Raw genomic sequence first — 21,834 nt, forward strand, 5'->3', positions numbered from 1 at the left:
GAGACGGCGACCCTGCCCTGGCGGTACCTGGACCTGACCGCGGCCGACGAGGCGGAACGCACCGACACCTTCGAGCGATTCCTCGAACAGGACCGCGCCACCCACTTCCACGCCGACACCCCACCACTGATCCGCCTGGCCCTCGCCGTCCTCGAACCCGACCGGCCCGAACTCGTGCTGACCACGCACCATGCGCTGTTCGACGGCTGGTCCACCCCAGTGCTGATGCGGGACCTGCTGCTGCTCTACGCCGCCGACGGCGATCCGGCCGGGCTGCCCGCGACCCGCGACTACGGCGAGTTCCTCACCTGGCTCGTCCGGCAGGACCGGGACGAGGCGGCCCGGGCATGGGCGGCCGAACTCGACGGGATCGAGGCGCCGACCCTGCTTGCACCCGACGCGGCGGGCGCGGACGACGAGGGTCGCGATCAGGTCGACATCGTGCTCCCGCCCGACGAGGCGCGTGAACTCACCCGGCGGGCCGCCGAGTTGGGCATCACCGCCAACACCCTGGTGCAGGGCGCCTGGGCGCTGCTGCTCGGTCGGCTCACCGGCCGCCAGGACGTGGTGTTCGGCACCACCGTCTCCGGGCGCCCGCCCACCGTGACGGATGTCGAGTCGATGGTCGGGATGTTCATCAACACCCTTCCCGTACGCGTCGCATACGCGCCCGGCGACACCGTCGCCGAGGTCCTCACCCGGCTGCAGAGCCGGCAGGCCGGCCTGGTCGAGCACCACTACCACGGGCTCGCGGAGATCCAACAGTCCGTCGGCCTGCAGCCGCTCTTCGACACGCTGGTCGTCTTCGAGTCGTACCCGATCGACCGGGAGGGCCTCAGCGCCGCCACGGACGCTGCGGACGGGATCGCCTACACCGGCCTGCGCCCGTCCGCGGGCAACCACTACCCGCTGTGCCTGATGGCGGCGGCCGATCCGGACCTCCAGCTCGTCATCCAGTACGCGCCGAGTGCCTTCGACCGGGACACCGTGGAGATGTACGCGGCCCGCCTGGTCCGCATCCTGCGGCAGCTGGCGGCCGGCCCCGAGCTGCGGGTCGCGCAGGTCGACATCCTGGAGCCGGCCGAACGCGGCCGACTCCTCGCCGACTTCGCCGACCCGGCGGTCCCGCCCCGGGACGCCACGCTCACCGGGCTCGTCGAGGCACAGGTGGCGCGGACCCCGGACGCGGTCGCGGTGATCGCCGCCGGCGAGTCGCTCACGTACGCCGAACTGGACGCCCGCGCCGAGCGGCTCGCGGTCGAGCTGGCCGGGCGCGGGGTGGGCCCGGAGATCGTGGTCGGCGTGGTCCTGCCACGCACGGTGAATGCGGCCGTGGCCCTCCTGGGCGTGCTCAAGGCGGGCGGGGCCTACCTGCCCGTCGACCCCGCCTACGCCGGCGCCCGGCTCCCGTACATCCTTCCCGGCGCCCGGCCCCACCTGGTCCTGACCGACGCCGACACCCGCACCGTCCTGCCCGCCACGGACATCCCCGTCCTCGTCCTCGACGACCTCGACCTGCGGGCCGGTGGCACCGATGCCGCAGTGGCCGCGGCCCGGCCGACGGCCGGCCCCGGGAACCTCGCCTCCATCGTCTACACCTCCGGCTCCACCGGCGTGCCCAAGGGCGTGGGCATCACTCATGCCACCGTGGTCAACGCCGTCGGCGCCCTGGTCGCGCACGCCGGCATGGGGTCCGGCCGGCGGGTACTGCTCGCCGCCTCGATCGGCTTCGACGTCGCCACCTTCGAGCTGTTCTCCGCGCTCACCACGGGCGGCAGCGTCGAGATCGTCCGGGACGTGCTGGCGCTGGTCGAGCGCGACACCTGGGACGTCGACGTGATCTGCTCGGTGCCGTCGGCCTTCGCCGAACTGGTCGACCAACTCGGCGACCGCATCCGGCCCACGGCACTGAACATCTCCGGGGAGGTGTTGACCCCGGCGCTGGCGCAGCGGGTACGCGCGCGTTGGCCGCAGGCCCGGGTGATCAACAGCTACGGTCCCAGCGAGACCTTCTACGCCACCGGCCATCTCCTGGACCCCGACCGGCCCTACGCCGACGGGGTGCCCATCGGCCGCCCCTTCCCCGGCGTGCGCTCCTACATCCTCGGCCCCGACCTGACCCTGTTGCCCCAGGGCACGCCCGGCGAGCTGTATCTGGCCGGCGCCGGACGCGGCTACCACCGCCAGGCCGGGATGACCGCCGAGCGCTTCGTCCCCGACCCGTACGGGCCGTCCGGCTCGCGCATGTACCGCAGCGGCGATCTCGCCCGGCTCACTCCCGAGGGCGAGTTGCAACACCTGGGCCGGATCGACACCCAGGTCAAGATCCGCGGCTACCGCGTCGAACCCGGCGAGGTCGAGGCCGCGCTGACCGCCCATCCGCAGATCGCCCAGGCCGCGGTGGTGACCCGGCAGGCCGGCGACACCCGCTACCTCGCCGCCTACCTCGTCCCGGCCGACGGCGAGAGCGCCCCGGGCGCGGCCGAATTGCAGGTCCACCTGGCCGAGCGGCTGCCCGAGTACATGGTCCCCGCCGCCTATGTACCGCTCGACCGGCTGCCCCTGTCGCCCAACGGCAAGCTCGACCACAAGGCCCTGCCCGCTCCCGACCTCACCCCCAGCACCCCCTTCCGGGCGCCGCGCACCGCCCGCGAGGAGGGCTTGGCCAAGCTGTTCGCCGAGGTGATCGGGGTGGAACGGGTCGGCATCGACGACGGCTTCTTCGCGCTCGGCGGACACTCCCTGCTTGCCACCCGGTTGATCAGCCGGGCCCGCGCCGAGTTGGGGATCGAGATACCCATCCGCAAGATCTTCGACCTGCCGACGGTGGCCGGGCTCGCCTCGTGGTCGGAGGAGTCGGCCGTTCCCCTTCGCCCCACTCTCCGCAGGATGAACGCAGAGGAGCAAAACCGGTGATTCCGCTTTCGTTCGCACAGCGCCGCATGTGGCTCACGCATCAACTGGAGGGAGGGGCGGAGACCTACAACATCTCCCCGGCGCTCCGGCTGACCGGAACACTGGACCGGGACGCGCTCGTGGCGGCGATCCGCGATGTGGTCGACCGGCACGAGATCCTACGGACCACATACGTCCCGGACGACGACGGCGAGCCCCAGCCGCGGATCCTGCCGTCGGCGCAGGCGTCGGTGCCGGTGCCCTTGGTCGAGGTGGCGCCCGAGGACCTGGCCGCGGCGGTCGACGGGTTCATCGCGCACCGGTTCGACCTGTCGGCCGAACTCCCCTTCCGGGCAAGCCTGTTCCGCTGCTCGCCGGAGGAACACGTACTGGTCCTGCTGGTCCACCACATCGCCTCGGACGGCGCGTCCGGCGCGCCGATGGCCCGGGACCTGGCCGCCGCCTACACCGCCCGCCGGGAGGGTCGGGAGCCGGGGTGGGCGCCGTTGCCCGTGCAGTACAAGGACTACGCGATGTGGCAGCGCGAGTTGCTCGGCGACCTGGCCGACCCGGGGAGTCTGATCGCGGCGCAGGCCGAGTACTGGCGCGCGGAACTGGCCGAGGTGCCGCAGCCGCTGAACCTGCCGCTGGACCGCCCGCGACCCGCGAAACGTAATTCGCAGGGCGACGTGGTCGACCTCGTGGTGGAGCCGAAGGTGGCGGCCGGGGTGCAGCGGTTGGCCGACGAGCGCGGGATGACCACCGCGATGGTCCTGCAGGCCGCGCTGGGCGTGCTGCTGAGCAAGCTGGGCGGCGGGGACGATGTGACCATCGGCGGTCCGATCGCCGGGCGCACCGACGAGGCGCTGGCCGACCTGGTCGGGTTCTTCGTCAACACCCAGGTGTTGCGGGTGGACCTCTCCGGCGACCCGTCGTTCACCGACCTGCTGGCCCGGGTGCGGGAGAAGGCGCTGACCGCCTACGAGCACCAGGACGTACCGTTCGAGACGCTGGTCGAGTTGATCAACCCGGACCGCTCCACGGCATACCAGCCGCTGTTCCAGGTGATGCTCGCCTGGCAGAACTTCGAGCGACAGGACTTCGAACTCCCCGGACTCAAGGTGGAGTTCGAGCAGTACCTCACGCAGACCTCGGTGGCCGACCTGATCCTGTTCTTCGGTACGGACGACTCGGGGGCGCTGCGCGGCGACCTCCAGTACGCGACCCAGCTGTTCGACCGGGAGACGGCCGAGGCCATCGCCGCTCGGTTCGCGCGTGTGCTGGAGCAGTTGGTCGCCGACCCGCAGGCGCCGGTCGGCGCGGTCGAGGTGTTGTCGGAGGACGAGCGGGACCGGTTGTTGCGCGGGGTCAACGACACCGCACATCCGGTGGCCGCGGACACCCTGCCGGGCGCGTTCGAGGCGCAGGTGGCGCGCGACCCCGACCGGATCGCGCTGATCGGCGAGCAGGAGACGCTGACCTACCGGGAACTCGACCGGCGGGCCAACCGATTGGCGCACTGGCTGATCGAACAGGGCGCCGGCGCCGAGCAGTTGGTCGGCGTGCGGATCCCGCGTTCGGTGGACCTGGTGGTGGCGATCTACGCGGTGATCAAGGCCGGTGCGGCCTACCTGCCGATCGACACCGAGCTGCCCGAGGACCGGGTACGGCACATGCTCGACAGCGCCGAGCCGCTGCTGGTGCTCGACGAGGACCTGCCCGACGTCTCCGCGTACCCGTCGACGAACCCGGAGCGGGTGCTCTCGCCGGACAATGCCGCGTACGTCATCTACACCTCGGGTTCCACGGGCGGCCCCAAGGGCGTGCAGGTGACGCACCGGTCGATCATGAACCGACTGGCCTGGGGCCTGGCGCACTTCGAGGACACCGCCGAGGACCGGGTGTTGTTGAGTTCGTCGGCGAGTTTCGACGCGTCGATGCCGGAGCTGTTCGCGTTGCTGCAGATCGGCGGCGCCACGGTGATCGCCCGCCCGGACGGGCCCCGGGACCCCGTCTACCTGGCCGAGGTGATCCGGCGCGAGCGGGTGACCAGCGTCTTCCTCGTGCCCTCCCTGCTGGCGGCGTTCATCGCCGAACCCGCCGCGAAGCAGTGCGACACGCTGCGCCGGCTCGAGATCGCGGCCGAGGTGTTCCCGCCCGAGCTGGCCAACAAGACCGTCGGCTTCTTTCCCGACTGCGCCGTGTACAACCTGTACGGCCCCACCGAGGCGACGGTCGAGGTCACCGCCTGGCAGCACGCACCGGGCCTGGATCGGGTGCCGATCGGCGCGCCGATCTGGAACACGCAGGTGTACATCCTCGACGCGGCGCTGCGCCCGGTCCCGCCGGGGGTGGCCGGTGAGTTGTACGTCGCCGGTGCCGGGCTGGCGCGGGGCTACCTCGGGCAGCCCGCGCTGACCGCAAACCGGTTCGTGGCCTGCCCGTTCGGCCCCGCCGGGGCGCGGATGTACCGCACCGGGGACCTGGTGCGGTTGGACAAGGAGGGCCAGGTCGAGTACCTCGGCCGGTCCGACTTCCAGGTCAAGGTCCGCGGATTCCGGATCGAGTTGGGCGAGATCGAGCAGGTGCTCGCCGGGCATTCCGGCGTGGCGCAGGCCGCGGTCGTGGTGCGCGAGGACCAGAAGGGCGACAAGCGCCTGGTGGCGTATGTGGTGCCCGATCCGAATGCCGTGGTGGCCGATGTCGACGCGCACGTGGACGAGTGGCGCCGGATCGCCGACGCGGGTGACGCCGAATCCGCCGACGAGGCGTGGGGCGAGGACTTCCGGCTGTGGAAGTCGGCGTACGACGGCGAGCCGATTCCGCCGGAGCAGTTGCGGGAGTGGCGGGATGCGGCGGTGGCGCAGGTGTTGCGGTTCGCGCCGCGGCGGGTGTTGGAGATCGGTGTGGGTTCCGGTCTGCTGCTCGCGAGGATCGTCGGCGAGGTCGAGGAGTACTGGGGCACCGACCTCTCGGCCACGGTGGTGGAGCGGGTCCGGGCGCAGGTGGAGCGGGCCGGCCACGGCGACCGGGTGCGGCTGAGCGTGCAGCCGGCCGACGACGTCTCCGGACTGCCCCGAGGCGGCTTCGACACCGTCGTCCTCAACTCGGTGGCGCAGTACTTCCCGAGCGTCGAATACCTGGACCGGGTGCTGGGTCGGGCCGTGGAACTCCTCGCGCCGGGCGGGCGGTTGATCGTCGGCGACGTCCGCAACGCCACGACGCTGCGGCTGTTGCTGACCGCGGTGGAGCGTGCGGCGCAGCCGCAGGCCTCGCGCGAGGAGGTACGCGCGTCGGTGGAGCAGGCGCTGCTCGCCGAGCGGGAGTTGGTGGTCGCTCCAGAGTGGTTCGCGGAGTGGGCGGCGGACCGTTCGGTCGGGGTGGACATCCGGTTGAAGCCCGGTCGGGCGCACAACGAGCTGACCCGGCACCGCTACGAAGTCGTCCTGCACAAGGAACCGGCCGACGTGCTCGACCTGGCCGGCGTGCCGGCGGTGCCGTGGGGCCGCGAGGTGTCCGACCTGGCCGGCCTGGCCGGTGTCGTGGACCGCGCGGGCGGCACACCGGTACGGGTGAGCGGGATACCCAACGCACGCCTCGTGGCGGAGGCCACCGCGGCGACCTCCACCGGTGTGTTGGGCAAGGCCGGGCCCTCGCGTGGGCCGCTCGACCCGGAGGAGCTCGCCGGATGGGCCCGGCAGCAGGGCCGGGACGTGGTGCTCACCTGGTCGGGCCAGGCCGCCCACGGCTTCGACGCGGTGCTGCTGCCCGAACAGCGGGCCGTCTCCGGCGGGTTCGTGCCCGGCGCGCCGGCCGGGCGGACCCGGGCGAACAGCCCCGCTCTGGCCAAGGCGATCGAGCCGCTGCTGGCCGAGCTGCCCGAGTACCTGCGCGAGCGCCTGCCGGACTACATGGTCCCGGCCGTGCTGGTGCCGCTCTCGGAGTTTCCGTTGACCGCGGGCGGCAAGCTGGACCGGCGGGCGCTGCCGGCGGAGCGCACGGGCACCGTCGTGCGCGGCGGGGAGCCGCGCAACGCCCATGAAGAGAAGCTGTGTTCCTTCTTCGCCGAGCTGCTCGGCCTGGATCGGGTCGGCATCGAGGACAACTTCTTCGTGCTCGGCGGGCATTCGCTCCTGGCCACCCGGCTCAGCGCGCGCATCCGCAAGCATTTCGGCGTGGACATGCCGCTGCGGACGATCATCCAGTACCCGACGGTGGCCGAGTTGGGCGCGCTGGTGCTCGTCGGCGGCATTCCCGACGAGCATGTCGACGCGTTCGACGTGGTGCTGCCGTTGAACCGGGACCCGGGTACGGGCAAGCCGCCGGTGTGGTTCTTCCACGGCGGGGGCGGCCTCGGCTGGGCGTTCTTCACCTTCGCGCCCTACCTGGACCGGCCCGCCTACTCCCTGCAGTCCCGCGGCTCCAACGGCACGGAACCGGTGGCCGGGTCCATCGAGGAGATGGTCGAGGACTACATCGCCCAGATCCTCAAGGTTCAGCCGGAAGGGCCCTACCATCTGATCGGCTGGTCCTTCGGCGGCCCGATCTCGCACGCCGTCGCGGACGCGCTGGACCGCCGCGGGCACGAGATCGCCTTCGTCGCCGTCCTGGACTCGCAACCGGCGAACTCCCTTCCGGGGAACGGGTTCCGGGAAGTGGCCAACCGGGGGCCGGTGATGTACCGGGCGGATATCGAGGAAGTCTTCGGCCAGTTCATGAACACCGCCAACATGGACAGCTTCCTGGAGAACATGTCGCGGGTGGGCGCCAACAACCTGGCCACGATGGGTGTCTTCGAATCGCCGGTCTACCGCGGTGATCTGCTGTACTTCAACGCGAAGTTGGACAAGGACGAGGGTGTGTCGTACGGGCCCGACTGGCGCCGGCACGTGCTCGGCGCCATCGAGTCGTACGACCTGGACGCCACGCACCACGACCTGCACATGCCCAAACCCGCGGCCCAGATCATGAACGTCATCGTCCGCAAGCTGGCGGAGCGGGAGTGACGGGGATCGACCCTCACGCAACGGACCATCGAATGGATGATTGGGGTTGGTCGGGGTGACAACACCCGGCAAGTCCGCGGCAGACCGGGAACGGACCGCGCTGTTGTGCGTGCCGTTCGCCGGAGCAGGACCTTCGTTCTTCCACCCGTGGCGGGATCTGTCCGCCGGCCGGTGGCGGGTGCTCTCGGTCGAACTGCCCGGCCGGGAGCGGCGGATCATGGAGACGCCGTACCGGAACGTGGTCGAGGCGGCCAAGAACTCGATCGACGACATCGTTGCGGAGCTCGGCGCGGGGACGCGGACCGTGCTGTTCGGGCACAGCCTGGGCGCGGTGCTCGCGTACGAGCTGGTGCACCTGCTGAGCGCGCGCGAGATACCCGTCGAGCGGCTGGTCGTCAGCGGTTCGCCGGGGCCGTGGACCCGGCGCGAGCGCCGGGCCACCGGGCTCCAGGACGAGGAATTCCTGGCCCGGGTCGAGGAGTTCGCCGGGTTCAGGCACGAGGCGCTGGATCACCCGGAGATGCGTGAACTGATCCTGCCGGTGCTGCAGGCCGACTGCGAGATGCACGAGAACTACGTACCGAGCACCGACGAACCCGTATCGGTGCCGATCACCTCGCTGCGCGGCGACCACGACGGCCTGGTCACCGCGGCGGAGGCTCGGCAGTGGCGGGACGCGACCACGGGTGAATTCGGCTACACGGAGTTCCCGGGCGATCACATGTACCTGGTCGATCGTGGCCGGGAGGTGCTGGAGGTGATCGAGACGGCATCCGCCCGCGATCGCTAGCGGTCACCGGGTGGATCCGCCGGGTGTTCGGGCCGCGGTGGTGAGAGGGCGTCCGCCTCGGCGGACGCCCTCTTCCGGTGAGGTGCCCCCGACCAGCGGCGATGTGTCGGAACGCGGTGTCAGAAGCGCGACAGGCCGGTGTCAGATCCGGTGCGGACCGTGACAGACCGGTGTCAGGCCCGGTGAGGAGAGTGAAGGCATGAAGAGTTCCGCGATTGCAGTTTCCGGACTGCGCAAGAAGTACGGCGACAAAGTCGTGCTCGACGGCATCGACTTCGATGTGGCCGCAGGATCGGTCTTCTCCATGCTCGGCCCGAACGGGGCGGGCAAGACGACCGCGGTGAACATCCTGGCGACCTTGCTGAAAGCCGACGCCGGGACGGTGCGCGTGGCCGGACACGACGTGGCGACCCAGACCAAGCAGGTGCGCGCGGCCATCGGCGTGACCGGCCAGTTCGCCGCGGTGGACGAGCTGCTGTCGGGCCGGGAGAACCTGCAGCTGATGGCCGACCTCAGGCGGGTGCGTGGTGGTGACCGGTTGGTCGCCCGGCTCCTGGAGCGGTTCGACCTGGTGGAGTCGGCGGACAAGTACGCGTCGACCTACTCCGGCGGTATGCGCCGCAAGCTGGACCTGGCGATGACGCTGGTCGGCAACCCGCAGGTGATCTTCCTGGACGAGCCGACCACGGGCCTCGACGTGCGCAGCAGGCGCACGATGTGGGCGATCGTCCGCGAGCTGGTGGCCGAGGGCACCACGATCTTCCTGACCACCCAGTACCTCGACGAAGCCGACCAGCTCGCGGACCAGCTCGTGGTGCTCGACCAGGGCCACCTGGTCGCCCAGGGCACCCCCGAGGAGCTCAAGCGTCGGATCCCCGGTACCCACGTCCGGCTCCGTTTCGCCGAGCCCGAGGAATTCGACACGGCGGCACGGGTGTTGCCGGGCGCCACGAAGGGCGACCAGGAGTTCACCCTGCGGGTGCCCAGCGACGGTGAATCCAAGTCGCTGCGGGCCCTGTTGGACCGGCTCGACGAACACCGGATCAACGCCCAGGAGTTCTCCGTCCACACCCCGGACCTGGACGATGTCTTCCTCGCCCTGACCGGGCGCACGAGCACGGAGGCGACGGCGGAATGAGCAGCGTTACCACGGCCATGGCCGATTCGATGATCATGTTGCGCCGCAACCTGAAGCACACCGTGCGCAGCCCGCTCGTGTTGTTCAACGCGATCCTGTTCCCGATCGTGCTCATGCTGATGTTCGTCAAGGTGCTCGGCGGCGGCTTCGACGTCGGCGTGCCCTACATCGACTACGCGACGCCGGGGATGCTCGTGATGGCCGTCAGCTACGGCCTTGGGTCCACCGCGACGGCCGTGAACGACGACATGACCAAGGGCATCATCAATCGATTCAAGACCATGGACATATCCCGCGGTGCGGTACTGACCGGGCACGTCATCGTCACCACGGTGCGCTGCCTGTTCGCCATCGGGGCGATCATCGGGGTCGCCTTCGCGATGGGCTTCGACCCGTCCGCGAGCGCCCTCGACTGGGTCGGCGTGTTCGGTCTCGTCGTGCTGCTGTGCTTCGGGGCCAGCTGGCTCACCGTGGGCATGGGCCTGGCCGCCAAGAGTGTGGAGTCGGCGGGTCTGGGCACCGTGCCGCTGATCATGCTGCCCTTCCTGAGCAGCGCGATCGTGCCCGCGGACACGATGGGCGCCGGCGTCAAGCAGTTCGCCCAGTACCAGCCCTTCACCCCGATCATCGAGACGTTGCGCGGGCTGCTGGCGGACGACGTCTCGCACGGCAAGGCGGTGGCGGCCGTCGCCTGGTGCGTCGGGCTCGCCCTCGTCGGGTACGTGTGGTCGGTCTCCACGTTCAAGAAGCGAGCGTGACCGCGATCAGCTGAGGCCAGCCGATCCGTGTCCCCTCCCGAGCCGCCTCGGCGAACCGCGCGTCGCCGAGGCGGCGCCGCGCGGTCTGCTCGATCCGAGCCACATCCGGGTGGGACCGGTCCTGCAGGCCGCGCACGCCCGCGCTCGCCGCGAGCAACCGCGCGGCCTGCTCGTACTCCTCGCGCCGCAGGGCCAGATCCGCGACCCCGACGAGCACCTGCGCGATCAGCGGCGCGTGCCCCGCCTCGGCCGCCGCCGCGCAGGCCGCCGCGCGATGCCCCCGCGCCTCGTCGAGGTCGTCGGCGAGATAGCCGAGCAGGTCGTGGGTCACCGCGCGGATGTTGGCCCGCTCCGCTTCGTCGCCCAACATGGCCGTCGCGACACCGAGTTGCCGGCGCGCCTCCTCGGCATCGCCGCCCCACCGGGCGAGTTCCGCCTTCGCCAGGGCCAGTTCGGCCAGCGCGTCCGACCAGGTGACCCGCTCCGCGCAGCGCTGCGCCTCGGCGACGGCCGCCCGGCTGGCCTCCGGATCGCCCAACAGCCAGTACAGCTGCGCCTGCCGCGACCGCAACGGAATGACGTCCTCGATGGCGCCCACCTCGGTCACCACCGCGATCGCCTGCTCGTAGTACTCACACGCACCGGCGAACTCGCCGCGCACCGCGATCCGGTCCGCCAGCTCGCGCAGCGCGAACGAGATCCCGAACCGCTCGCCGAGCGCCCGGAATTCGGCGAGCGCCATCTCCAGGTACGCGTCCACGTCCCGCCCGTCCTGGCCGAGCATGATGCGCATCTTGCCCAGGTGCAGCCGGGCCAGTGCGCGCACCCAGGGGTCCTCGTCGTCGAGCAGGGGCTCGAACGCGGGCAGGAACGCGTCGGGCGCCTGCAACATACGTTCCAGCGGGGCGACGAACCCGAGCACCGGATGCCGGCTCCGGCCGCGCAGGCTGAATCGGTACGCCTTGTGGATCCACTCCGCGGCCTGGTGCTCGTCGCCACTGCGCCCGGAGCTGACGAACATCACGACCAGGGCGTACACCGTGGCCCGGGCCTCGTCGGTCACCTCGCCGGGCGTGCGGGTGGCCGCGGTGATCAGCTCCATGCCCTCGGCCTTGTGCCCGCCCAGCCACCAGTACCAGCCGGCGCCCGCCGCGAGCCGCATCGCGGCCTGCGCCTCGCCCGCCGCGAGCGCGCCGCGCATCGCCGAACCGATGTTGTCGTGCTCGGCCCCGAGCGTGGCGAGCCAGTCCAACTGCTCGGCACGGCGCAGATGCGGCTCCGCGGTCTCGGCGAGTTCGGTGAAGTACGCGAGATGCGCCCGGCGGGTCAGGTCCGTCTGCCCGGCCTCGGCGAGCCGGTGCCCGGCGTACTCCTTGATCGTTCCGCTCATCCGATAGCGCGGGGCGCCGGCGCCGTCGGCGAGCAGCAGCGACTTCTCGGTCAGCGCGGTGAGCAGTTCGAGCACCTGCTCCTGCCCGACCGCATCACCCGCGCAGACCCGTTCGGCCGCTTCCAGGCTCGCCCCGCCGGCGAACACCGAGAGCCTGCGCAGCACCATCCGCTCGGCGCCGGTGAGCAGTTCCCAGCTCCAGTCGACCACCGCGCGCAGCGTCTTGTGCCGCGGCAGCGCGGTCCGGCTGCCGCCGGTCAGCAGCCGGAACCGGTCGTCGAGCCGGGTGGCGAGCTGATCGATGGACATCGTGCGCAAGCGGGCCGCGGCCAGTTCGATCGCCAGCGGCATCCCGTCCAGCGCCCGGCACACGCGCGCCATCGTCGCCAACGTGTGCGCGTCGATCGCCAGATCCGGGCGCACTGCCCCGGCCCGGTCGCGCAGCAGCTGGACGGCGGGGGCGAGCGCGATCTCGCGCGGGCCCGCGTTCCCCTGCGGCAGGGCCAGCGGCTCGACCGGCCACAGCGCCTCCCCGGTGATGCCCAGCGGTTCCCGACTGGTCGCCAGGATCCGCAACCCCCGGCACTCCCCGAGCACCCGGTGGGCGAACACCGCCGCCGACTCGATCACATGCTCGCAGTTGTCCAGGATCAGCAGCGCCTCCCGCTCGCGGATCGCGGCGATCAGCCGGTCCGTCAGCTCCGCGTTCGGGGACCCGCCGAGCAGCGCGTCGCGCAGGCCCAGCGCGGCGAGCGCGGCCTGCGCCACGTCGCCGTCCGCGCCGATGGCGGCGAGCTCCACCAACCGGGCCCCGTCGGGCAGGTCGCCGAGCAGCGTGCGCGCGGTCTCGGTGGCCAACCGGGTCTTGCCCGAGCCGCCCGGCCCGATCAAGGTGGTGAGCCGGTGCTCGGCGACGAGTTCGCGGACCGCGGCGACATCGGCGCCCCTGCCGACGAAGGTGGTCAACTCGGCGCGCAGGTTGCTCTTGTGGCTCTCCTCGCGCCGCCCCAGTTCGCCCCGCAGCAGCGCGACATGCAACGCGGCCAACTCCGGTGAGGGGTCGACGCCCAGCGCGTCGGCCAGGGCCTCCCTGGCGCGCTGGTACACCAGCAGTGCCTCGCTGTCGCGACCGGCCGCGACCAGGGCGCGCATCAGCGCGGCGACCAGCCGCTCCCGCAGCGGGTGTGCGGCCACCAGATCGGTCAGCTCGGTGACCATCTTCGTACCCCGCCCGAGTGTGATCTCCGCGTCGATCCGCTCCTCGGTGGCGGTCAGGCGCAACCCCTCGAGCCGCTGGACCGCGGCGTCGAACGCGGCACTGTCGCGCAGACCGACGTCCTGCATGGCCGCGCCCCGCCACAACTCCAGGGCCTCGCGCAACAGCCGCACCCGCGCGGCGGCGTCGTCGGCGTGGGCCGGGCCCTTGACGAGGCGTTCGAATCGCACGGCGTCGACGGCGTCGGGTTCCACCGTCAACCGGTAGCCGTCCGTGCGCCCCTCGACCACCCCGTCCGGCAGTGCCTTGCGCAGCCGGGAGACCAGGCGCTGCAGGGCGTTCGTCGCGCCGGGAGGCGGCCACTCCCCCCAGATCCAGTCGACGAGCGACGCCTTCGGAACCAGATGACCCGGCCTGAGCGCCAGGGCGACCAGCAATCCGCGCAGCCGCGCACCCGGCACATCGACCAAATCGCCGGTGTCCGTGCGAACCTCGAATGGACCCAGCATCCCGATCTGCATTGGCAGAGTTTGTCATGGGCGTTCCGGAGCGGGCCAACTCGTCGATGTGCCGCGGGATGACGTGGTGATATCGCGGACGAACCGGCGTCGGTGGCCGGCCCGGACGGCCCGCGCGGGGCGAGCGGGATACCGAGAGCCACCCGCACACCCGCCGGCCATGGCCGAGAGGTGTCGAAAACTGGCGTCACCCCTACTCGCGTCCGCGGCGTTGGCGGAAAATTGTCCCGCCGCCGGGACGAGCTTCGTCGCCGCCGGCCGCACGGGTTTCGCCGGCCACGCGGCAAATGCTTCGAACGCCACCGCACTTGCCTGCTCGGCGACAACGGCATCGGATACCGCCCGGGCGACCGTTCGCCACGCATGTCGAGGAGACGAAGATATGGCTGAGCCGATCGTTACCCTGACGAATCGAGAATTCACGGACGACCCCATCGGCGCGTACGCGCGCCTGCGGGAGAAGTCTCCGCTCGTTCGCGTCGGGTTTCCCGGTGGGCCTCCGGTTTGGCTGATCACGCGCAACGAGGAGACGAAGGCGGCGCTGAGCGATCCGCGGCTCGTCGTGGCCTACAGCAACGTGCCCGGCCATCGCGGGCCGAGCGTGGTGGACCTGATGGTCGAGACGCTCGATCTGCCGGACGAGTTCCGGGACTACGTCGCGGCCAACATGATGATCCTGGACGGCGAGGCGCACGCTCGACAGCGTCGCCTGGTGACGCCCGCGTTCACCGCCCGGCGGATCAAGGAGATGCGGCCCCGCATCGAAGCGATCTCCGCCCGGCTCATCGAGACGCTGGCCCGCAAGGGATCCGGCGACCTCATCGAGGAGTACTCCTCGCCGTTGACCGGCACCGTCATCTGCGAACTCATCGGCATCGACGAGGCCGATCAGCCGCAGATCCGGAAGTGGATGACCGAATACGCCGACGCCGGCAACGGCGGCGACCTCGAGACGAGCGCCCGAGGCATCTTCGAGTACACCAAGAAGCTCATCGAGCGGCGCCGGGCCGAGCCCAGGGACGACATGATCTCCGCCCTGGTGCACTCGCGCGACGAGGACGGGGACCGGCTCACCGAAGCCGAGATCATCTCGGCGGTGCTTTTGGTGGTGAACAACGGGCACCACTCCACGTCCCACTTCATTCCGAACGCGGTGCTCGCCCTCTTCGACAACCCGGATCAACTGGCCCTGCTGCGCGCCAGGCCGGACGCGTTGCCGCACGCGATCGACGAGTTGATGCGCGTGGCGAACCCCGTCCCGACCGCCGGACCGCGGTACGCGACCGAGGACATGGAGTTCGCCGGCTTCCCGATCTGCAAGGGCGAAGCGCTGACCAGCTCCCTGTTGTCCGCCAATTACGACCCACGCGTCTTCCCCGAGCCCGAACGGTGCGATGTGGAGCGGGTGTTGCCGCGTGGGGAAAGCCATCTCGCGTTCGGTGCGGGACCGCACTACTGCCCCGGCGCGGCGCTGGCCAACCTCGAAGGCGAGATAGCCCTCGATCACCTGTTGCTCCGGCGCGACAGCCTGGAAATCACGGTCGACCGGGCCGACTTGAGGTACACCGAAGTCAGCCCCGGCGGTGCCCGGCTGCTCGACGCACTTCCGGTGCGCCTGTGAGGAGCTGACCGCCGACCCGTCCGGGCGGCCCTCGAACGTTTCGGGTTCGAGGGCCACCCGGACGAGTACGCGACCCCGCCGAGCCGCACCCGACCCGGCCGCGCCGGCCTCAGGGACGCGCGACCTCGGCCGGCCACTTTCCGCCGCTATCTGCGCCTCCGGGTCCTCGATGAATCCTTTTGTGCGGCCGTATTGGAAAAACGTGCGGCGCACCTGCTCCGGCGGTGGACCGATCTCCTTTGTGAGATAGTCTCTGAACGCCCGGAGATGACGCGGCAGATCCTCGACGTCGTAGCAGCCCTCGAATGGGCGGCCCGTCGAGAACGAGACGGCTTCCGGATATCTTCCGGCCGGCTCGTTGAGCAACGTCATGGATGTGGGCGCGGGATCGTCGACCGACGCGGGTAAATCGGTAATGCTCAATCGGGTCCGTACCGGTTGTCTGGCCATGGTCGCGTCATCCTCATCCGCCGGACAACTCGGCCCGAGCCGATGCCGGCCAGGCAAGGCAGTGCTCCGTGCGGGCTGTTGTGGAGCCACGGCTCGCACAGCGGCGGACCCGAATCAGCCGGCGTTGGTGGCCCGCGTCGACCAGCACCCGATACGGGCGCTCAAATGTTGCCATGTCGGCGGCCCACGCAATACATCCGAGGTCGAAGTCGCGGCAGCGCCTCGCCCGCGCGCCGGGTTGCCCGGGAGGAATTCCCCGAGGCCGAGAACGTCGTGTGGTCCGGGGTCGGCCGAGGTGCGCCCGGAAGTGTCCCGTCGACGGGACAGTCGGCTTCCTCGGCCGTCGCGCTCGGGGACGATTGACACCCTCCGGCCCGGCGGACAGAGTATTGGATTGCCGGGGAACCGCGAAAAGGCCCGGGGCGTGCTGCTGCGATTGGCCGGCGTGAACGGCCCCACGGATCGTTGTCGGGCGTGAGCGTCGATCCGTATTCGCAGACGAGCCACCGAATTCGCGTCTACCGGGAGTAGCACCGTGTCGCGCGCCGGCTGCCCGGCCGAAACCGGCTGCGCATCAGGGGGCGATGTCGCGTCGACACCCCGGTTCGACCACCTCTACGTGTCCGGGGCCGAACTCCGGGAGCCGGCCGACGTTACCCCGCGGCGGCTCCACGAACTCGTTCCACACGGCAAGCAATACCTGACAGCTGAGTAGGAGCAGACGCATGAACACAATTGGCGATGGCGTTCTGGAGAAGGCCGCGGCGGAATTCGCGGAGCAGGGCTTCTCCATCATCCGTAACGTCGTGCCACCGGATGTCGTGGCCGAGGCGCGCGCCCACGTCGACTGGCTCACCCGTAAGTACCCGGATCTGCGTCCCGAGCACTTCCACCACCCGCTGATCCGCAACGACGCCTTCTGGGCGCGTCTGGTCTCGGACCCCCGTCTGGTGGACATCGCGGAGTTCTTCCTCGGCCCGGATGTGGCATGCTTCACCGCCCACTACATCTGCAAGCCCCCGCACACCGGACACCCGGTGTTGTGGCACCAGGACGGCGCCTACTGGACGCTGACCCCGATGAACGCGCTGACGGTGTGGCTGGCCGTCGACGAGAGCACGACAGAGAACGGCTGCCTGCGGATGATCCCCGGCAGCCACGAACTGCCGCTGCACAAACCGTCGGTCCGCACGGACAAGCCCAACATGCTGTTCTCCGCCGCCGACGAGGCGCTCGTACGGGAGTGGGCGGACGACCGCGGCATCGTGGACATCGAACTCCAGCCGGGCGACGTCTCGATCCATCACCCCCATCTGCTGCACTGCTCGGAGCCGAACACCTCCGCCAAGCGCCGTTGCGGCCTCGACATCGGCTACATCTCGACGACCACGCGCATCCACAGTGACGGGCTCTACCTCGACCCGCTGCTGGTCCGCGGCGCCGACACCACCGGCCTGAACAACTACCGCCCGTTCCCCGCCTACCAGGAGGGCGAGACGATTCCCTTCGCCGGGCAGGACGAGTGGAGCGACCAGGTGGCGGCCCTCAACGAGGCGCTGCCGCCGAGTTCCCGAGAGCTTTCCCAGGAGAGCCCGATCGAGACGACTCGGCACATGATCGACCGTCTGCGTGAAGGCACCGCGAAGCGCTGATCCCAGCCGCACCGGCCGATGGCGCGTCGCTCACGTGCGGCGGGCCGTCGGCCGACCGACGGCGCGGCTCGGCCGTGGTGGCACACGAGCGGAACGTATGCGGCCCGGGACTCGACGGGCGGGCCGGCCGGGACGAACGCCGGGCGGGCGGCGTGCGGCCGGCGGGCCGGCTCGAGTCCGGGCCGACGACCAGGTCGGGAGCGCCCTCGCGCCGATCCTCGACCTGCGTCAACCTCCGTATCACGGAGGGAACTCGGCGCGCGGTGGGCGCCGTTGCGGCGCCTGCGGCGCGGCCCGGCCGGACGGCGTCCGGGATCGTGGTCCGAGAGGTGCGTCCGGTCGGTGGCACGGCGACGAAGTATGCGCCTCGGCCACATCCGACCCGTGGCGGGCGGCGCGCTCCAGGCGCGCACGGCGTTCGAGTCGCTCGACGAACTTCCCCGCCGGCCGGGGGAGTTACGGGTGGATCCGGGACGTGACACTGCAACGGCAGGGCGGCCGGCTGGAACCGCGCCGGCAGGTCGCATCGGTCACACGGGGGCACCACGTGCTCCCGGGGACGGTGCGCGACGACGTGACTCCGCCATGGGCCCGGCGGTCACACCACTCGCTACCGGCCGAACCGCCGGGCCGACGCGCGCGGGTGCCGCCGTGCGGGTGCGCGGGCGGGTGTCGGACGAGCCGGCGCGCTCGGCCGGACGGCGCGAGCCGGCTCGCCGGGCCCGGCCCGGATCCGCGGTCCGCTGGCCGGCCGCGGCCCCTCACCAGTCGAACGCCTCCCCGTCGACCCGCTTCTCGATGCAGTACGTGCGGAAGGCCTGGGCGGTCGCGACCATGTCGGGGTTCCCGGTGCGTCGCACGGCCGCCAGGTACCAGTCGAACGCGGCGGTGATGTGCGCGCGCCGCTCGAAGTGCAGCTCGGCGAATCGACGGAAGTCCGCCCGCATGGTCGCCGGCGTCATGTTCCGCCCGGAGTCGATGAGTTCCTCGAGTTCCGCCTCGGTCGCCTCGGGCCGGTCCATGATGCGGATCGGCTCGGTCGCGGGAATGTCGTTGCGGATCGCGATGGGCTCTTCGGCGTCCGAGAAGTCGAGACACAGGGAGAGCCGGGCAGTCCCCGAGGAACTGCGCGCGGCATGCGGGTCGGTCGTGTGTATCTTCCACACCTCGCCGCGACGGATGTGATAGACGAACTCGTTCTCGGAATGCAGGGATTCCTCGCTCGTGCGCAAGGGAATCTGCAACCTGGTGCCCGGCTCGGCGAATTCGAGAAAGTCCACGTGCGGGAGGATGATTCCGTCGCGCAGGCTGAAGATGCGCACCCACTGCAACCGGTCCAGCGGAAAATTGTCGGTGACCAGGGACATGATGCCCGGCAGCTGCCGGCCCAGTTCGGTGAGGGTCAGTCGGCCGTCGTGGGGGCGGAAGGCGGTGTCGGAATCGGCGCCGCTGCCGTTGGCCAGTACATGGCCCGACCACGACCCGAAGGTGAAGGCATCATATTCGCCGCCGTATTCGTGGCGGTCCACGACGGACAGCTCGGAATCCAGGTCGTACGAGTCGATGGGCAGCACCGCAAGCCGTTGCGACTTAAGCAAGGAAATCCCCTTCAACACATGATTGTTCGACGCACCCGGAAACCACTGGGCGCTCCTCCCGATCGTCACCATAAATCTCCGCAGATGCGATGGCAATGACGGGCCACCGGCGCGGCGATTCGGTTCGGCATGATCCCGTACCCGGTCCCGCGCCGGCCATCGGTCGAGCTCATCGTTGTCCTGTCGGCGGGACAACCGGTGCTCGGCACGGTGTCCGTACCGGCATCCCTTGCCCGGGGTTTCCCCGGCGATTTACCTTGGCGTCGCGATGGATCCCGGGTGCGGGTATCGAGTGCGTGATCAATGCCCGGGTCGGCGGCGGACGTTCCGCGAGCGGCGGGCCCGCCTGCGGCCGACGCGGCAATATGCTGCGGTCGACGACCAGGCCGGCCCGGCGCCGGCCGGCGAACTCCGTGAACACCCGGACGTCTCTTTCCGAGACGGCACGATTTCCATCGGTACCAGGATTTGTCCCGCGGGCGGGACGAAGGAAGGAAATGGCTGGCAATGGAATCGTCGCCGCAGGTCCACCCGCGAGGTGGACGGGACGAGGTGTCGGAGCGACAAGCCGCGCCGTCGAGTACACCGGGGTCCCTGATAAACGAGATCTCGGCACTGTGGGGGGAATATCTCGACGGTCGTGAGGTCGGCGCGGACGACGACTTCTTCGCGATCGGTGGCAATTCGCTGATCGGGATCAAGATCATCGATCGGGTGTCCCGGGACTACGGCGTCGACCTGTCCGTGCGCGCCTTCTACCTGGCGCAGACCCCCGCCCGGGTCGCCGAGCTGATCGAGCAGGGGAGGGCCCGGCCGTGAGGTTGACGCCGGGTGCCGGGGGCGACGTCGACCTGGACCGGGTCGACCTGTTCGACCTGGACCTGTACACCTCCGGCGATCCGCACCCGATCTGGGACGTGATGCGGGTGAAGGCGCCGCTGCACCACCAGTTCCTCCCGGACGGCCGCGAGTTCTGGTCGGTGACCCGCTACGACGACGTCTGCCGGGTACTCGGCGATCACCGGGAGTTCACCTCGGAACGCGGCACGGTGGTCACCCACCTCGGGGAGGACGACGTCGCGGCGGGCAAGCTGATGACGTCCACCGACCCGCCGCGGCACACCCAGGTCCGCAGGGCGATCGGCGCCAAACTGACCGCGCGGGCGGTGGCGCCCTGGGAGGACCGGATCCGGCAGTCGATCGTGCGCTTCCTCGAACCGGCGCTCGACGGCGGCACGTTCGACCTGGCCGAGAAGGCGCACCGGCTCCCGATGATGGTCGCGGGTCCGCTCCTGGGGATCCCGGAGCGGGACTGGGACGAGCTGGTACAGCTGACCGCGATGGTGACGGCCCCCTCGGACCCGCACTTCCAACACGGCAGCCAGGCCGCGACGCTGGCCATCTCCCACCACGAACTCGTCACCTACGTCACCGAGTGGGTCAAACAGCGCCGGTCGGCCGGCGGCGAGGACGGGAGCCTGCTCGACCACCTGATGAGCGTCCGCGCGGGCGACGCGCCGCTGACCGACGAGGAGATCGCCCTCGACGGCTACAGCATCCTGCTGGGCGCCAACGTGACGACGCCGCACACCGTTTCCGGCACGGTACTCGCGCTGATCGAGCGGCCCGAGCAGTTCGAGAAGGCGCAGGCCGACCCCTCGCTGGTGCCGTCCCTGGCCGAGGAGGGGCTGCGCTGGACCTCGGCCGCGTGCAACTTCATGCGGTACGCGGTGGCCGACACCGAGATCGGCGGGGGCACGGTCCCCGCCGGCGGCGCGGTCGTCGCCTGGATCGGCTCCGCCAACCGCGACGAGTCCCAGTTCACCGATCCGCACCGGTTCGACATCACCCGGCGGGAGAACCGCCATGTCGCATTCGGGTTCGGGCCGCACTACTGCATCGGGGGACCGCTGGCCCGGTTGACCCTGCGCGTCTTCTTCGAGGAACTGCTCCAGCGGTTCGCGTCGATCGAGCTCGCCGGCGAACCGCAACACCTGCGGTCGTTCTTCATCGCCGGGATGACCCACCTGCCCATCGTTGCCCAGAAACGAAAGACGCCATGACCTCCGGCTCCACCACCGCCACGTCGCCATGGTTCGTCCGGCCGCAGTCCGGCGAGTACCCCGCCCGGATCTTCTGCTTCTCCTACTCCGGGTCCGGGGCCTCGGCCTTCAGCGCCTGGCCGGCCGCGATCGACGACGTCGAGGTCTGCCCGGTGCAGTTCCCCGGCCGGGAGAACCGGTTGGCGGAACCGCACTACGGCACCTACGAGAACCTCGCCGCCGCCCTGGTCGAACCCCTGCTGCCGCGACTGGACCGGCCGTTCGCGTTCTTCGGGCACTGCGCGGGTGCCCTGCCCGCGTTCGAGACCGTGCTCCGGCTCGCCGAAGCGGGCCTGCCGGAACCGGCGTGCCTGTTCGTGTCCGGCCAGCCCGCGCCGCACGACGCCGCGGCCGACCGGATGCTCACCATGACCGAGGCCGAACTGCGCGCGGAGGTGCAGTCGTTCATCCGCGGCCGGGGGATCGAACCACGGCCGGACATGGTCGACATGGGCCTGGCCGTGCTGCTGCGTGACCACGCCGCCGCGGTCGCGTACCGGCGGACCGAGCCGGTTCCGGTGCGCTGCCCCATCGTCGTCCTGCACTGGCGGGACGACCCCGACGTGCGCCTCGACCTGCTGGAGGGATGGCGGCAGTACGCGGACTCGGTCGACATCCGGGTCGTCGACGGCGGCCACCACGACTTCATGAACGCGCCGGACGAGCTGCTGAAGCTGTTGACCTCTTGGCGGTGAAAGCG

General features: G+C 70.7%; 12 protein-coding genes. 10 read left to right on the forward strand and 2 right to left on the reverse strand.

Annotated features, from left to right (window positions below):
• The 5 genes from ABIA38_RS37330 to ABIA38_RS37350 all read left to right on the forward strand — a co-directional run.
• On the forward strand, window positions 1-2,916 hold a 2,916-nt coding region (locus tag ABIA38_RS37330; RefSeq protein ID WP_424643421.1), incomplete at its 5' end, for a non-ribosomal peptide synthetase.
• Window positions 2,913-7,901 (forward strand): amino acid adenylation domain-containing protein, encoded by a 4,989-nt coding sequence (locus ABIA38_RS37335; protein WP_424643422.1) that lies wholly within the window; start codon window positions 2,913-2,915, stop codon window positions 7,899-7,901. The genes ABIA38_RS37330 and ABIA38_RS37335, both read left to right, overlap by 4 nt.
• Window positions 7,902-7,956: 55 nt before the next feature.
• On the forward strand, window positions 7,957-8,691 hold the full coding sequence (locus ABIA38_RS37340; RefSeq protein ID WP_424643423.1) for a thioesterase II family protein: 735 nt from the start codon (window positions 7,957-7,959) through the stop codon (window positions 8,689-8,691).
• Between the two features lie 199 nt (window positions 8,692-8,890).
• On the forward strand, window positions 8,891-9,829 hold the full coding sequence (locus tag ABIA38_RS37345; RefSeq protein WP_424643424.1) for an ATP-binding cassette domain-containing protein: 939 nt from the start codon (window positions 8,891-8,893) through the stop codon (window positions 9,827-9,829).
• Window positions 9,826-10,587: an ABC transporter permease gene (locus ABIA38_RS37350; RefSeq protein WP_424643425.1), complete on the forward strand. Its 762-nt coding sequence runs from the start codon at window positions 9,826-9,828 to the stop codon at window positions 10,585-10,587. Before ABIA38_RS37345 ends, ABIA38_RS37350 begins: the two co-directional genes overlap by 4 nt.
• Here ABIA38_RS37350 and ABIA38_RS37355 read toward each other — a convergent pair.
• On the reverse strand, window positions 10,571-13,714 hold the full coding sequence (locus ABIA38_RS37355) for a BTAD domain-containing putative transcriptional regulator (protein ID WP_424643426.1): 3,144 nt from the start codon (window positions 13,712-13,714) through the stop codon (window positions 10,571-10,573). The genes ABIA38_RS37350 and ABIA38_RS37355 overlap by 17 nt on opposite strands.
• 379 nt (window positions 13,715-14,093) lie before the next feature.
• On the opposite strand from ABIA38_RS37355, the gene ABIA38_RS37360 reads away from it, so the two are divergent.
• Window positions 14,094-15,332: a cytochrome P450 family protein gene (locus ABIA38_RS37360; protein ID WP_424643427.1), complete on the forward strand. Its 1,239-nt coding sequence runs from the start codon at window positions 14,094-14,096 to the stop codon at window positions 15,330-15,332.
• 1,175 nt (window positions 15,333-16,507) lie between these two features.
• Entirely contained in the window at window positions 16,508-17,434 is a 927-nt protein-coding gene (locus tag ABIA38_RS37365; RefSeq protein ID WP_424643428.1) for a phytanoyl-CoA dioxygenase family protein, read from the forward strand.
• Window positions 17,435-18,195: 761 nt separating this feature from the next.
• Here the strand turns inward: ABIA38_RS37365 and ABIA38_RS37370 are convergent.
• Window positions 18,196-19,104, reverse strand: coding sequence for a putative nonproteinogenic amino acid hydroxylase (locus tag ABIA38_RS37370; RefSeq protein WP_424643429.1), 909 nt, complete (start codon window positions 19,102-19,104; stop codon window positions 18,196-18,198).
• Window positions 19,105-19,584: 480 nt separating this feature from the next.
• On the opposite strand from ABIA38_RS37370, the gene ABIA38_RS37375 reads away from it, so the two are divergent.
• Genes ABIA38_RS37375 through ABIA38_RS37385 form a run of 3 tightly spaced genes read left to right on the forward strand, consistent with a single transcriptional unit; the run spans window position 19,585 to window position 21,829 of the window.
• Window positions 19,585-19,851: a phosphopantetheine-binding protein gene (locus ABIA38_RS37375; protein WP_424643430.1), complete on the forward strand. Its 267-nt coding sequence runs from the start codon at window positions 19,585-19,587 to the stop codon at window positions 19,849-19,851.
• Window positions 19,848-21,095: a cytochrome P450 gene (locus ABIA38_RS37380; protein ID WP_424643431.1), complete on the forward strand. Its 1,248-nt coding sequence runs from the start codon at window positions 19,848-19,850 to the stop codon at window positions 21,093-21,095. Before ABIA38_RS37375 ends, ABIA38_RS37380 begins: the two co-directional genes overlap by 4 nt.
• Window positions 21,092-21,829, forward strand: coding sequence for a thioesterase II family protein (locus ABIA38_RS37385; protein ID WP_424643432.1), 738 nt, complete (start codon window positions 21,092-21,094; stop codon window positions 21,827-21,829). Before ABIA38_RS37380 ends, ABIA38_RS37385 begins: the two co-directional genes overlap by 4 nt.
• Window positions 21,830-21,834 lie beyond the last annotated feature (5 nt).

Source organism: Embleya sp. AB8, assembly GCF_049739465.1.
Classification (GTDB): Bacteria; Actinomycetota; Actinomycetes; order Streptomycetales; family Streptomycetaceae; genus Embleya.

Bases quoted from the DNA above. Each gene is read 5' to 3' on its own strand.
- ABIA38_RS37345 (WP_424643424.1), top strand. From the start codon at position 8,891: ATGAAGAGTTCCGCGATTGCAGTTTCCGGACTGCGCAAGAAGTACGGC.
- ABIA38_RS37350 (WP_424643425.1), top strand. From the start codon at position 9,826: ATGAGCAGCGTTACCACGGCCATGGCCGATTCGATGATCATGTTGCGC.
- ABIA38_RS37355 (WP_424643426.1), bottom strand. From the start codon at position 13,714: ATGCAGATCGGGATGCTGGGTCCATTCGAGGTTCGCACGGACACCGGC.
- ABIA38_RS37360 (WP_424643427.1), top strand. From the start codon at position 14,094: ATGGCTGAGCCGATCGTTACCCTGACGAATCGAGAATTCACGGACGAC.
- ABIA38_RS37365 (WP_424643428.1), top strand. From the start codon at position 16,508: ATGAACACAATTGGCGATGGCGTTCTGGAGAAGGCCGCGGCGGAATTC.
- ABIA38_RS37370 (WP_424643429.1), bottom strand. From the start codon at position 19,104: ATGGTGACGATCGGGAGGAGCGCCCAGTGGTTTCCGGGTGCGTCGAAC.
- ABIA38_RS37385 (WP_424643432.1), top strand. From the start codon at position 21,092: ATGACCTCCGGCTCCACCACCGCCACGTCGCCATGGTTCGTCCGGCCG.